Here is a 13,336-nt window from a genome sequence, read left to right as displayed (position 1 = left end):
GCAATCGGATCAGAAATTCATCATTATACTTCATAAGGGGGATATGCGTGCTATGATTTTTGAGAACACGGGCCTCGTAGGATTGAAGAGTGATCTTCTCTATCTGGACGAGAGTGCCACAAAAGCTGGCTTCATCCGCTGGCAATGGGAATACTATCGTGCCACTTACGACTGCAAAATTGAAGACCCACAGGATGGTGGCGAATACTTCCTACGCATTAACACTCGCGCTGTCGAGGGAAAGCTAGAGAAGTCTGATGCCGTACTTGCAATTGAAGCCGTATACTTAGGAAAAGCAACCTTCCCTCATGGCCTGGAATATGAATCTCCGGTGCCAAAACCAGTATTGGACACTGCTGCTAAGCGGATTCTTGAATTAAAGCAGCTGTTAGAGGCTTGAGTAACAGAAAGGGAACGACGAAACAAAATGTCAGCCTGCCCAAAAGAGGAACACCCGATTTCCAACTACTTATCTTAACACTACTACTTGTGGGTTTCGGTCTAGTCATGGTCTTCAGTGCTAGCTCAAGCTTAACCTTAGCAAGCCCGAAGTTCGGTAATGACCCTCTATATTTCATTAAACGCCAAGTGATCTGGATCGTACTCGGAACCGTTGTTATGTTTATAGCTATGAACATTCACTACAGTAAGTTTAAGAAGTGGTATGTACCTATTTTTATCATCACCGTTATACTTCTGCTCGTGGTAGCCTTCTCTGAAAAAATTAATGGTGCCAAGAGCTGGCTTAGTATCGGAAAACTTGGAATTCAACCCACCGAATTAGCCAAAATATCGATTATCCTGTATATCTCAGCACTCATCACCAAAAAAGGTGAACGGTTTAGAGATTTCCGTACAGGATATATCCCTGTAATGGTCATCGTGGGTATTGTTGCCGGACTTATAATGATGCAGCCGGATTTAGGTTCTTGCCTCATTCTCGTAGCTACCAGCGGACTTGTTATTTATGCCGGCGGTGCCAGCATGAAGCATATTCTGGGCTCTATAGCACTGCTAGTGCTGGGTGTAGGACTAGTTGTAGGCGCCAAAGCAGCGATTGATTCCTTATCTCCATCCGATAAAGCCACTGACACTCAGGATTATAGAAAAGGTCGTATCGTTGCCTTTTTAGATCCTTATCAGGTTGCTGAGGGTGATGGTTATAACATTATTCAATCCTTAACCGCTCTTGGCCAAGGTGGAGTAAGTGGTTCCGGCTTCGGCAAAAGCATTCAAAAGCTGGACTATCTAAAATACCCTTATACGGACTTTATCTTCCCCGTAATTGGTGAAGAGTTCGGCTTTCTTGGGACCTCCATATTTTTGATGTTATATCTGTATTTTATCTGGCGAGGTATTCTAATCGCTTTAAGGTGTAAGGATCCCTTTGGTACGCTCGTCGGAATTGGGATTATGGGCCTCATAGCCATTCAAGCCTTTGTCAATATCGGCGGTGTAACCAATACAATCCCTCTTACCGGCGTTACCTTGCCGTTTATCAGCTACGGGGGCTCTTCACTCCTTGTCAGCATGCTGTGCATGGGAATTATGCTAAGCATCTCAAGAGAAACCAACCTTCCTGCCAAAGAGGAAGTAACGAAATCTGTAACAACGGTTAGACAGGTTCGTTCCCGGTAAGCTTTATAAAGCCGGAGGTTAGGGAATTTACACATAAAAAAGCAGCCCAGGGAATTAACCTTGGACTGCTTTTTTGTGTTCAAATTTTTTAAGAGATTTCATCATTCTTGAAAGCTACGCCTTCAACTTTGACATTTACCTCAACAATATGAAGTCCAGTCATGCTCTCCACAGCTTCACGTACGTTCTGCTGAAGCATCCGGCACACTTCGTGGATCGGTGTTTCATAGAGAACGATAATTCGTAGATCTACTGCTGCTTCCAGCTGTCCTACTTCAACGGTAACGCCCTTCTGAACGTTCTTACCGCTTAGACGTTTCGCCCAGCCTTCTGACAGGCCACCAGACATGGCTGCAATTCCCGGAGTCTCCAAGGCAGCCAAACCGGCAATTTTTGAGACGACGTCATTTGAAATTCGTATATTTCCCATTTCCAGTTGAAGTTGTTCTGCCATGCCATATCCCCCCTACACTCATTATCAATTATTGTAATTCCAAAACAGGCTAAAAAGCAAATCACTTTATCGCTTTCTCGTTTACACCTAGGAACAATTTGGGTATATTGATTATGAATTCAATCTAAATACATAGATAGGAGTGTCCTTTACATTGAAAAAATGGATTTCACCATCACTGATGGGTATCACCTTTATCCTTAGTGCGATCGGCCATTATGCCGATTGGGATCATACCCTGCAGTTCATTCTCTCAGCAATCGCTGTGGTGTTTGTGGCCGGATTTCTCGGCCGGGCTACTGAAAGTGTAGCTCATTATGCCGGACAGCGACTGGGCGGCTTCCTTAACGCCACCTTCGGCAATGCTGCTGAGCTAATCATTGCCTTCTTCCTGGTCAAGGAAGGATTGTTCGACATGGTCAAAGCCAGTCTTACCGGCTCTATTATCGGCAACCTGTTGCTTGTTCTAGGATTGAGTATTTTCGCCGGCGGGATGAAGTTCAAAGTTCAGAACTTCAACGTAACCCTTGCCGGAATGAATGGCTCCCTGATGATCGTTGCCGTCATTGCCTTATTTGTTCCCGCTATGTTCTTTACCACCCACTCTATTACGGAGAAGGATACAGATGTGCTCAGTTTAATCGTTGCCGGGCTGCTCATCGCTTCGTACATAGCTTGGCTAATCTTCTCCATGATCACGCATAAGAAACATCTAGAGGACGTTACAGAAGAGGGTAAAGAAGAATTAGCTCATGAACATGCCCCTGCTTGGTCCAGAAACAAATCCATCCTTTATCTCGTGCTTGCCACTGTAATGGTCGCCTTCGTGAGTGAGTGGCTGGTAGGAACGTTAGAGACTTTAACAGAACGTTTCGGATTCAGCGAGCTGTTTGTAGGTGCGTTCCTCGTAGCCATCATCGGTAATGCCGCAGAGCATAGTGCAGCTATTATGCTGGCCATGAAGAACAAAATCGGTGCAGCAGTAGAAATTGCGGTTGGAAGCAGTCTGCAAATCGCCCTGTTCGTAGCGCCTGTCCTAATCTTCGCCAGTTATTTCATGGGTGATACAATGGACATTGTATTTACGACCATCGAAATTGTCGCCATCGGTGTAGCTGTCTTTATTGCCAAATCAATTACTCAGGACGGCTCGACTAACTGGTATGAGGGTCTCTTGTTATTAACGGTCTACCTGATTTTAGGAGTCTCCTTCTATCTCGTATAATCATTATTAACCATTGTACACAACAAAAAGCGCACATGAGCGATTCGTCCTCATGTGCGCTTCTATAAATACTTAAGAAACCGATATTTATTCTTCCTTCGCTTTGTTGTTCAAAGCCTCGTAGAGTACTGCTAAGTTACGCTCCAGCTTACTTAGTACCATTTTACCAGTAATTTCTGGGACCAAACCTGCTCTAACCGCAAAATCCACTTCTCTGGAGAAACCGTACATCTGGGTATCCAGCACTTCCTCATAGAGAGGGCAGTAGCGTGTTGCCAGATTCTCCATCTGCACTTCTATAAGTTGCTGAATTTTATCGGCATCTTCTTGTAGAAGATTGATTGCTTTAAGATTATACTGTTCCTGTAATTCCGATGAAGTCATGCCTCTATCCCCCCCATGTCCAAAAGTTAAGCTGCTTTTACTATTTTACTTAATATTAGACGAAATCCGGTATCAATACAACAATTCAGTTTATACTAACCATATATTTAAAAGAACCTGCTGCGTTATCCTATCAAGTTTCATATCTACTTCTAGAAAAAACGCCCCACCGAAAACCGGTAGGACGTTTTTAGCACGACTATTACTCAGCAACAACTGTGAATTTCAAACCGTGTTTTGCAAACACTTCAGTCATTGCCTTCTTAGCTTCTTCAGCATCTGCCCCATGAACATGAAGCTCATAGCTTTGGCTGGATACCAAAGTAGTGAACAAACCAAGGATACTTTTAACATCAATGTACTTGTTGTCCGCTTGAAGAACGATTGAAGAGTTGAACTGGCCTGCCGTTTGGGCAATATCGACAATTGCCGCATTGTTACTGGACATAGAAATCCCTCCGCAACTTGATTATAAAACTTTAGTCTTTTGTTATCATTTCTTATGATACATTGAATCCGCTTACTTGTGCAAGGAGTTTTCTTGTTATTACATTTTATTTCAAGTTTTCAGGATTCAGACCTTCGAGTTCCGGCAACACAAAAATTCCATCCTTACGAATCAATACATCGTCAAAATAAATTTCTCCGCCTCCATAATCTGGACGTTGGATCAACACAAGATCCCAGTGAATGGAGGAGCGGTTTCCGTTATCTGTAACATCATATGCTTGTCCTGGCGTAAAGTGCAGGCTGCCTGCGATTTTTTCGTCAAAAAGAATATCATTCATCGGGTGAAGAATGTAAGGGTTAAAACCAATAGCGAATTCGCCAATATGACGCGCGCCGTCATCTGAATTCAAAATTTCGTTCAAACGAGCGGAGTCATTGCTGGTGGCTTCAACAATTTTTCCGTTCTCGAATTTGAATTTGATATTTTCAAAGGTCACTCCATTATATACTGACGGTGCATTATAGCTGATCGTTCCATTTACAGAATCGCGAACTGGGGCGCTGTAAACCTCGCCATCCGGAATATTTTTTTGCCCGGAGCATTTCTCTGCACCGATTCCTTTAATCGAGAACTTAAGATCTGTTCCAGCACTCAAAATATGTACCTTATCCGTTCTGCGCATGAGATCAGCTAAAGCATCCTGAGCCTTGTCCATCTTGGCGTAATCCAAATTACACACTTCGAAATAAAAGTCCTCAAACGCTTCAGTGCTAATATTCGCAAGCTGAGCCATGCTCGCATTCGGATAACGCAGTACTACCCACTTCGTATGCTTCACACGTTGTTCGCTATGCACTGGATGAGAGTACAGCGAGTTATACAATTTCATATTTTCTTCAGGAACATCGGACAGATCGTTCACATTCTCACCTGCACGAATCCCGATATAACAATCCATTTGCTTCATCCGGTTCAAGTCAATTTCAGCCCATGTCTGAAGACTCTCACGAGTTGCGTATTTAAGCATGCTGCGCAGGACTGTACGATCTGTTAATTGTACAAAAGCATGACCGCCGGCCTTGCCGATTTCCTCTACAACAGCTTTGATTAAATCTCTTTCATTGCCAATCATTTCGACGAGCACGTTCTCGCCTGGCTGGACATTTACGGAATAACCGACTAGGTTAGCTGCCAGCTTTTGAATTCTGGGATCTTTCATTGTGTATTCTTCCTTCCTCTGTCTAAAAAATAAGCAAGCTTTTCTATTGTAGCACGCCCTGTATGGAGCGCAAGACCTGTGGAATAATGTGAAAATCAACGAAAGCCTGAAAAATTCACCTGTGATACATAAGTTTCATTATCAGATTCATTCCCCGCTTCCGAATAGGTAACCTTACGATTTAAGGTGAGCTTTCTCGGCAGATTATGTTTTGTATCAACGGTTAAATGGTAGACAGTCTCAACATTAGCTTGTTTCAGCTTTTGCTGTAATTCATTATTTTTCTTCTCCCATAGCTCCACCAAAGCTTGCGTAACCGCCTGGTCGTTCTTTATTATTTTTCCAGCAGAATCTGGTGTTTCAGGTCGAAGGTCTTGCATCTCTTTTTCCAATTCAGCAGTCAGCTGCTTTCTGGCCTCAGCAGGCGTCAGCTCGATCCGCAGCACATTTGTCCCTCTGCCTGCACCCGCATCTTCAGTCACATTAGCCTCCATGGATTGCAGCTCCTCCAGCTGTTTCAACGGATTAAGCAAAGCAAGCGGATTTCCGTCCTCAGAGGAACCTTCAGTGGTCAACGCTACCCATTCCCCCTCTTTTTTCTCTAGCTGACTATGGAAAGCTTTCATAGAAGTGATGCTGCTTTTTAAATCTTTAGCGCTATTTGCTGATTTTTTTGTGGCTGAGGATTTATCAGGAAGCAGTGTATACAGATTGACCTTCTTATGGTCCTGTACTGTGCCTTCGTAAAATATCATGGATTCCGGAACGGTCTTTCCACCTTTTGTAAGCATGGTTGACCCTTTAAAAGTAACCCCATCGCTGCCCGTTATACCCGCTAACACCAAACTTAGATCTTCCTTGGCTGGTTTGTCTCTAATAACGCTGCAACCGCTGTTGAACACGCAGGACAAGGTAAAAATCATAAGAACTAACCCCTTCAGTAATAATGACTTTCTCACGGTCATCAGGCCTTTCTTGGAGTATTTTACTTTACAGCCCACTATAGGGTTCTCCCTTCCTGCGCGCCTTATACAGATGCAAATACGTTGCTGTAATCGGTTTCCATACATTGCTCTAACTTATGCGCGTTCGTCGCTTGCTTCTGAATGTCAGTACATACCACCTTCAGACTCACGAAGTTACCGCTGCCAGTCGCCACACCGTTGAAGCTTTCGGACACAGCTGACCTTAATTACAGTATTTTGCGATATTTCCCATACCAACGGACACCAGCGCAGCTATTGACCCGAAATGCGCCCGATATGCCCCTCTTACTAAACAATAGCGTCTCTGGTGTCCGAAAACATGCCCCAAAGGCAAAATACACGCCAATAGCGTCATCTGAGTCCGAAGGCCTCGCAGCATGATGAATACACCAGTCGAAGCAGCGAGCCAACTAACAAAACAATGACCAGCAACTCCTTATTACGGGAGAACCGCTGTTCAAATGCTAATGCGCGAATATGACCGTTGCAGTCGCCACGCCGTTATCTCTATCGGACACAGCTGACCCTTAACGCAGCATTTCCCGATATTTCCCATACCAACGGACTCCAGCGCAGCTATTGACCTTAAAAACGCACAAAATGAGTCTTTTTCCAAGCAATAGCGTCTCTGGAGTCCGAAAACATGCCCCAAAGGCAAAATACACGCCAATAGCGTCATCTGAGTCCGTAAGCCTCGCAGCATGATGAATACACCAGTCGAAGCGCCAGCCATCTGCCAAAACAAAAAGCAGCGACTCTCCAATAACGGGAGAACCGCTGCTCTGCTATCTCTTTTACTTATGAGGCAATCCCTTCACACCGCTGCCATTCTCTTTAGTGTCAACGATCACCTGGTTACGCCCATTGTTCTTAGCTTTATACAGTGCCATATCCGCTCGATAGAACAGGGATTCGACGCTTACACGTTCGTCCATCCAGCTCCATTCCGCTATACCGCAGGACACTGTTACATTAGGTTCGGTCTCATTCATCACTCGCTTACGAATACGTTCAGCCACATTTACTGCCTGTTCTACTCCCATTAATGGTAAATAGACCGACAGTTCTTCTCCACCCCACCTCGCAGCAATATCCCCTTGACGGATGGAGGACTTCACAATTTCACTGACCTCTTTTAAGATCTTGTCGCCCTTTTGATGACCATAGGTATCATTCACCATCTTGAACTGATCGATATCCACAACAATTAAGCAACCGCAAAAATCTTTAGACTGCCGTTCCTTTATTTCTTCGTCCAGATAATGACGAGCATAAAGTCCAGTTAGGCTATCTCTGTTCGCTAAACGTCTAACTTCGGCATGCAGCCTTGCGTTCCCTACAGCTAGTCCAATGTGTCCCGCCATCGCTTGAAGCAATCTGTAATTGTCATAAGAGAAATAATGGGCATCGCGATGCGCCAACATGATAGCACCACGCACTTCACCACCTACACTTAAAGGTGTGGCAATCAGCGACTGCGACCCGGTAGCATTCATTAAACGAGAAGTAGTATTAGGATTATCTATGTAGTTAGACATGATTAATGATTCCCCAGTAGTATAGACCTTCCCGCCTAAACCTTGTCCTACTTCTAAAATTTCATTTTGCAAGGAGGAATGATTGCAAGCAATAACCTCTAGCCCGCCCTTTTCTTCGTTCATATGTAAAATACAGCAGTAGTCTGCACCAAACATCTCCAACAGCTCTTCAAACGCAAATTGAAAAATATCCCCTAAACGCAAGCTCTGATTCAGCCGTTGTGTAAGTTCGTTACTCATACGCAGCTCACGAATGAGCTGATTGGAGCGTTCATACAGCTTGGCATTCTCAAAGGCAGTACCTGCGGTATCCGCCACCATCGAGAGAAACCGTAAATCTACATCCATAAAGATCGAGTTATCCATCACCATGTGGAATACGCCATAAACCCCTTGCTTCCCGCCTAGCGGAAGACCAATTTCTACAATGTGTTGATCTTCAGTATTGGTGTTCAGAGCAACACGGCCGTCTTTAAATGCTCTAGCGCAGACATCATCACTGGACATCTGAAACGGTAAAGGTTTGACCTGCGGATGAGTGCTGCGGTGATCTTGCGACATAAACAGCTCAAGCCTGGCACCAGGGTACATTGCAGAAATGCTATCTATAACCTCCGTAAGCACAGCGTTCACATCAATATTGTCATGCATCCGCTGAACGATCTGAAATAACAAGGAGCGGCGATTGCTCTCACGTTCTGCATGTTGATGAACACTCGCAAGATCAGTTACAAAAATATGTTCAAACTTATGATAGAATATGGTCCGGTACTGCAAAGATATAGCCTCAGCAGTATCTCGTCCACCCATTAAATATTGTTGTGTCGGCATAGCACAGCCCAGGAAGGCAAAAATTTCTTTGTCAACGCGAGTGATGAGCGGTATAGTAAAAAAGCTCATATCCTGACCCTGCACCATAAGTTGAACAGATGAGGTTGCGCCAGAAAGTAAACTAGCTGCAGCCGCTTGCTCCCATTGGTGCCTCCATCGTTCTTGCTGATCGGCAATATTAGCAAAATATCTGCCTTCAAAATTCAGCACACACCAATCCCATGATTTAGCGAATGGTAGAGCCTCTAGCCCATCGATCCATTCCTCGAAGCTGTCTGCAATCAGATTGGCCAAATATGGGAAGTCATGGGACACTATTTCCGTTTCCCTAAGCCAGGCGGTGGGATCTTCGGAATCTCTACTAGTGTGCAATTTGTCCTGTATCAGCATACGACTGTCTTGAGAAGCGTATGCTTTCTGTTCTGACATAACGAAGATCCCCTTTGCTTCTCATTTAAGAAAAAAAACCTTCCCAATTAACATCTAATTAACTATATTTTACTCTCTTTCTTTGTGTATTGCATTATATTTTCCTTATTTCCGGGATTTTTTTTAGGACCAAAGAACTAACGACAAAGAATGACAAAAACTCTTTTAATATGCGCTTGACTTTATATACTACTTTCATATAATATTTATTGTTGAACAAGACTGTAACAAGTCTTACTTGGGCGTAACGTTGTGTCACCCTCACGCATTTCGTTACTGCCAGGGCAGCGGCTGAACTTCCCTGGTAGTGTGGAAGCCAATAATGCTAATCACGGATACGAAATGCGGCGCAAATAGAGCCCTAACCTGAAATTTCAAATATAAAGGAGTCTACTATAACATGGCACGTTACACCGGACCTAAATTCAAACTCAGCCGCCGTCTGGGCATTTCCCTTAGCGGTACAGGCAAAGACCTGAAACGCCCTTTCCCACCAGGACAACACGGCGCTAACCAACGCAGAAAAGTAAGTAACTACGGAATGCAGCTTTTGGAAAAACAAAAACTGCGTCACATGTACGGCTTGGGAGAGAAACAATTCCGTACTCTCTTCGCTAAAGCACAAAAACTTCCAGGTCTTGCGGGCGAAAACTTCATGTTCTTGCTTGAAAGCCGCTTGGACAACCTAGTTTACCGTCTTGGATTTGCTAACTCCCGTGCTGGAGCACGTCAGTTGGTATCCCACGGACACGTAACTGTAAACGGCAAAAAAGTCGACATCGCTTCTTACCGTGTAAGCTTGGGCGACGTTATCGGTCTTCGCGAGAAGAGCCAAGGCATGGCTTCCATTAAAGAAGCTCTTGCTAACCGTAACCACCTTCCAGCTTACCTGGAATATGCTGAAGGATCTTTCGAAGGTAAATATATTCGTTTGCCAGAACGTTCCGAGCTTTCCCAGGATATCGATGAGAAACAAATCGTCGAGTTCTACAACCGTTAATATCTCGCTTTTAGCAGGTATGACCAAAGCCTCCGGATTAATCCGGGGGCTTTTTGTTATGTCAATATCCTAAATTCCATGCCGTTTGTAGAAGGTTACGCTTCCGCAAATCATACCCTAAATTACTTTATTTATAATTTTTGCACAAAAGTCGAATCTTAAGACCATGAGAATCAGGTAGAAGCGCATTCAAAAACGCCAATTTATGCTATAATAATTCCGTTAAAAGGAGGAATTATCGTCGATGGCTCAAGAGAACAAGAAAAAAAACGCTAAGAAGCCTTCACCCCGCAGATCCGCCCTAAGCAGGTTCGGTTCTGTAGTTAAGTGGATGTTTATTCTTGGAATAATAGGCGTTCTATTTGCCGGTGGTGCTGTAGCAGGCTATGTCGCTTCCATTGTGAAGGATGAACCTGTTCGCTCCGAAGAAATGATTCAGCAGCAGGTCAGTCAAAATGCGATCACCGGATTCGCTTATTTCCGAGACGGCGCACCGATCGGCCAGCTTCGGACAGAAGAAGACCGAAGGCTCATTGAATTCAACGATATCCCCCAGCTTATTATCGATGCAGTTCTCGCTATAGAGGACAATAATTTTAATGAGCATAATGGCGTGGATTTCAAAGGCACCTTACGTGCCGTCAAACAAAAGCTTCTCAATGAATCCGTTCAGACCGGAGGCAGTACACTCACCCAGCAGCTCGCAAGACGTGTATTCCTGAATCTGGATCGGACAGAAGATCGCAAAGTAAAAGAAATTCTACTTTCTCTTAGATTGGAACGCTTCTTGACCAAACAAGAAATATTAACGGCTTATCTGAATAAGGTTCCTTTCGGCAATGGCTCGAATGGCTACAATGTATTCGGAATTAAAGCAGCAGCCAAAGGGATATTCGGTCTAGACGATCTGGACAAATTGAACGTGGCTCAAGCAGCTTATTTGGCTGGTCTTCCGCAGCTCCCTTCCACTTATTCTGCATTTAATGGCATAGGTGAATTCAACGAAAAAGCTTTCAACAGAGCTATGGACCGTCAACATCTTGTACTTCGTCGTATGCTTGAGGAGAATAAGATCACTACCTCTCAATATGATGAAGCCCTTCAATTTGATATCAAGAGTTCTCTGGCGCCGCACACCAAAAAAGCCTATGCTACCTATCCATACCTGATGATGGAGACTGAGCGTAAAGCATCCGAGATCCTTCTATCATTGAATGAAGAGAAAAATGGCACAACGGATGCCAATAGCACTACTGACAATGCCGTGTTACTTGAGGAAGCAAGACAGCAGCTCATGACCGGCGGTTATCGAGTCTACACAACCATTGATAAAAAAGTTTACAATGCAATGCATAGTGTCTCAGAAGACAGCAATAATTTTACTAAAGACAGCAAAACCAAAGGTATGGAACAAACGGCTGGCATGTTAATCGACAACAAAAGCGGAGCCATTCTCGGCATGATTGAGGGTCGCGACTTCAATATTGAGCAGATGAATTATGCTACCCAAATGATCCGTCAGCCCGGATCGACCATGAAGCCAATTTCAGCTTATTTACCAGCCTTAGATGCAGGGCTAATTCAGCCTGCCGGGATTGTGGATGATGCGCCAATTATTCTAAAAGACGGCGGAAAAGGATTCCACATTCCTAAGAATGCCAATAATCGCTATCAAGGTCTGGTCACTGCCCGTTACGCACTTAACAAATCGCTCAACTTGCCTGCGCTTAAGCTGTTTAATGAAAAGGTCGGAATAGAGAAATCTTGGGCCTTTACTAAAAAGCTGGGGATCACCACCCTCACAGATGATGATTACAGCGCGCAGACTGGGGTTATAGGTGGTCTCAAATACGGAGTATCCGTAGAAGAGTTAACCAATGCCTATTCCGCTATCGGCAACCAAGGTGCCTTTAATGATGCCTACATGATTGAGAAAATTGTCAATTCAGAGGGCAAAATTATCTATCAGCACAAGGTTAATCCTGAGCAAGTATTCTCTAAGCAAACAGCTTACCTAATGACAGATATGCTGCGAACTGTAATTACAGAGGGTACAGCCAGCACCGTAAAAAGAGAATATAAACACTCTAAAGAAATTCCGATTGTCGGTAAGACTGGATCTACCCAGAATTATGGAGACGTATGGTTTATGGGCTACACTCCTGATGTCACACTTGGAATGTGGGTCGGCTACAAAGAGCAAATCAACACCCTTACGGGAGATACACAAAAACGTCAAGCCCAAACATTATGGGCAAAAGTGTTGAATGCTGTCATTGATAAGCAGCCGGAACTATTCGTCACAGACAAATTTGCACAACCTGAGGGAATTATCAAAAAGACAGTTTCCGCATATAGCGGCAAACTGCCAACATCTCTGACTGATAAATTCACAACGGATATATTTAATACAAAATATGTGCCAAAAGAGAGCGACGACGGGATTTCCAAAGCCAAGTATATTACTTACAAAGGCGTCAATTATATCCCGTTGGAAGGCACTCCAGAGGAGTTCCTAAAGGAAAAAATCGTCGTTAAACGCGAGAAGCCGATACAGGAACTAGTCAAAGAACTCCTGGCTGCCTTCCCTAAGATGAAGGATCATAAATCACTGGAGTATTATATGCCAGCCGATGCCAAGACGGATTTCCCAACAGAAGTTGATCCACGTGTGGACGATGGGGCTTCCCCTGCTGCTCCCGGAAATGTTAACGTCTCTTATAGCACTGGTAAAGCGGTCATCAGCTTCTCCGCTAGCAGCTCGGCAGATGTTGTGGGATACCGCTTATATCGTTCATTAAACGGAGGTTCTTTCCAGAAGCAATCTATACTCATGGCAGATGAGAACAAGGTATTCACACCGGGTACACCTGCAAGTGCTAATGCAACCTTTTATGTAACCGCCGTGGATGTTGCAGGTAATGAGACGGCTTCTGGCAGCGTTGCTGGAGGGATTACACCAACACCCGAAGCAACTCCTACACCTGATCAACAACCTGGTACAGAGGCGCCTACAGAGCCTGAGACGACACCAGGAGACGTTATTGAGGATCCAGGTAACATTCTCCCGCTACTACCGACGGAAACACCAGCCGGCGGAGGTAACAGTACTGGAGGCAGTAATAATACCACAGCAGGTAATAATGCAGGGACACGTTAACCCAAAGATCATTAAATAATT

12 protein-coding genes are annotated in these 13,336 nt (G+C 44.3%); 5 read left to right on the top strand and 7 right to left on the bottom strand.

From position 1 onward, the window contains the following. Positions 1–52: 52 nt before the first annotated feature. Together MHI51_RS12505 and ftsW are read left to right on the top strand one after the other, a co-directional pair. On the top strand, positions 53–400 hold the full coding sequence (locus MHI51_RS12505; RefSeq protein ID WP_036686159.1) for a YugN family protein: 348 nt from the start codon (positions 53–55) through the stop codon (positions 398–400). Beyond that, positions 397–1,638, top strand: a complete 1,242-nt coding sequence (gene ftsW, locus MHI51_RS12500; RefSeq protein ID WP_081383230.1) for a putative lipid II flippase FtsW — start codon at positions 397–399, stop codon at positions 1,636–1,638. Before MHI51_RS12505 ends, ftsW begins: the two co-directional genes overlap by 4 nt. An 88-nt stretch (positions 1,639–1,726) precedes the next feature. Here ftsW and MHI51_RS12495 read toward each other — a convergent pair whose 3' ends face one another. Then, positions 1,727–2,092: an Asp23/Gls24 family envelope stress response protein gene (locus MHI51_RS12495; RefSeq protein ID WP_019911482.1), complete on the bottom strand. Its 366-nt coding sequence runs from the start codon at positions 2,090–2,092 to the stop codon at positions 1,727–1,729. Positions 2,093–2,246: 154 nt separating this feature from the next. On the opposite strand from MHI51_RS12495, the gene cax reads away from it, so the two are divergent. Continuing rightward, positions 2,247–3,317 carry a calcium/proton exchanger gene (gene cax, locus MHI51_RS12490; RefSeq protein WP_038570286.1) on the top strand — a complete coding sequence of 357 codons (1,071 nt, stop codon included), beginning with the start codon at positions 2,247–2,249 and terminating at the stop codon, positions 3,315–3,317. A gap of 87 nt (positions 3,318–3,404) precedes the next feature. Here cax and MHI51_RS12485 read toward each other — a convergent pair whose 3' ends face one another. The 6 genes from MHI51_RS12485 to MHI51_RS12460 form a co-directional block, all read right to left on the bottom strand. Next, positions 3,405–3,701 (bottom strand): YlaN family protein, encoded by a 297-nt coding sequence (locus MHI51_RS12485; RefSeq protein WP_036686156.1) that lies wholly within the window; start codon positions 3,699–3,701, stop codon positions 3,405–3,407. A gap of 202 nt (positions 3,702–3,903) precedes the next feature. Further along, a complete protein-coding gene (locus MHI51_RS12480; protein WP_036686154.1) occupies positions 3,904–4,149 on the bottom strand; it encodes an HPr family phosphocarrier protein in 246 nt (81 codons plus the stop codon). A 106-nt stretch (positions 4,150–4,255) separates the two neighbouring features. Beyond that, positions 4,256–5,371: an aminopeptidase gene (locus tag MHI51_RS12475; RefSeq protein ID WP_036686152.1), complete on the bottom strand. Its 1,116-nt coding sequence runs from the start codon at positions 5,369–5,371 to the stop codon at positions 4,256–4,258. 95 nt (positions 5,372–5,466) lie between these two features. Next, a complete protein-coding gene (locus MHI51_RS12470; protein WP_076183368.1) occupies positions 5,467–6,294 on the bottom strand; it encodes a hypothetical protein in 828 nt (275 codons plus the stop codon). A gap of 104 nt (positions 6,295–6,398) precedes the next feature. After that, the gene (locus tag MHI51_RS12465) at positions 6,399–6,551 is read right to left on the bottom strand and encodes a hypothetical protein (RefSeq protein WP_179087520.1); all 153 of its coding nucleotides are present in this window, start codon (positions 6,549–6,551) and stop codon (positions 6,399–6,401) included. A gap of 600 nt (positions 6,552–7,151) precedes the next feature. Then, positions 7,152–9,155: a diguanylate cyclase gene (locus MHI51_RS12460; RefSeq protein WP_405173913.1), complete on the bottom strand. Its 2,004-nt coding sequence runs from the start codon at positions 9,153–9,155 to the stop codon at positions 7,152–7,154. A gap of 400 nt (positions 9,156–9,555) precedes the next feature. Between MHI51_RS12460 and rpsD the strand changes: the two genes are divergently transcribed. Both rpsD and MHI51_RS12450 read left to right on the top strand, forming a co-directional pair. Further along, entirely contained in the window at positions 9,556–10,155 is a 600-nt protein-coding gene (rpsD, locus tag MHI51_RS12455; protein ID WP_036686147.1) for a 30S ribosomal protein S4, read from the top strand. Positions 10,156–10,399: 244 nt separating this feature from the next. Then, positions 10,400–13,315, top strand: a complete 2,916-nt coding sequence (locus MHI51_RS12450) for a transglycosylase domain-containing protein (protein WP_076189866.1) — start codon at positions 10,400–10,402, stop codon at positions 13,313–13,315. Positions 13,316–13,336 lie beyond the last annotated feature (21 nt).

Origin of the sequence: Paenibacillus sp. FSL H8-0260 (assembly GCF_045040625.1) — a bacterium.
Taxonomy (GTDB): domain Bacteria; phylum Bacillota; class Bacilli; order Paenibacillales; family Paenibacillaceae; genus Paenibacillus_AQ; species Paenibacillus_AQ odorifer.
Note: the sequence above shows the minus strand (reverse complement) of the source record. Positions and strands in the feature narration are given on the sequence as shown.

Bases quoted from the DNA above. Each gene is read 5' to 3' on its own strand.
- MHI51_RS12470 (WP_076183368.1), bottom strand. From the start codon at position 6,294: ATGATTTTTACCTTGTCCTGCGTGTTCAACAGCGGTTGCAGCGTTATT.
- MHI51_RS12480 (WP_036686154.1), bottom strand. From the start codon at position 4,149: ATGTCCAGTAACAATGCGGCAATTGTCGATATTGCCCAAACGGCAGGC.
- MHI51_RS12485 (WP_036686156.1), bottom strand. From the start codon at position 3,701: ATGACTTCATCGGAATTACAGGAACAGTATAATCTTAAAGCAATCAAT.
- MHI51_RS12505 (WP_036686159.1), top strand. From the start codon at position 53: ATGATTTTTGAGAACACGGGCCTCGTAGGATTGAAGAGTGATCTTCTC.
- MHI51_RS12495 (WP_019911482.1), bottom strand. From the start codon at position 2,092: ATGGCAGAACAACTTCAACTGGAAATGGGAAATATACGAATTTCAAAT.
- MHI51_RS12460 (WP_405173913.1), bottom strand. From the start codon at position 9,155: ATGTCAGAACAGAAAGCATACGCTTCTCAAGACAGTCGTATGCTGATA.
- MHI51_RS12475 (WP_036686152.1), bottom strand. From the start codon at position 5,371: ATGAAAGATCCCAGAATTCAAAAGCTGGCAGCTAACCTAGTCGGTTAT.
- rpsD (WP_036686147.1), top strand. From the start codon at position 9,556: ATGGCACGTTACACCGGACCTAAATTCAAACTCAGCCGCCGTCTGGGC.
- MHI51_RS12450 (WP_076189866.1), top strand. From the start codon at position 10,400: ATGGCTCAAGAGAACAAGAAAAAAAACGCTAAGAAGCCTTCACCCCGC.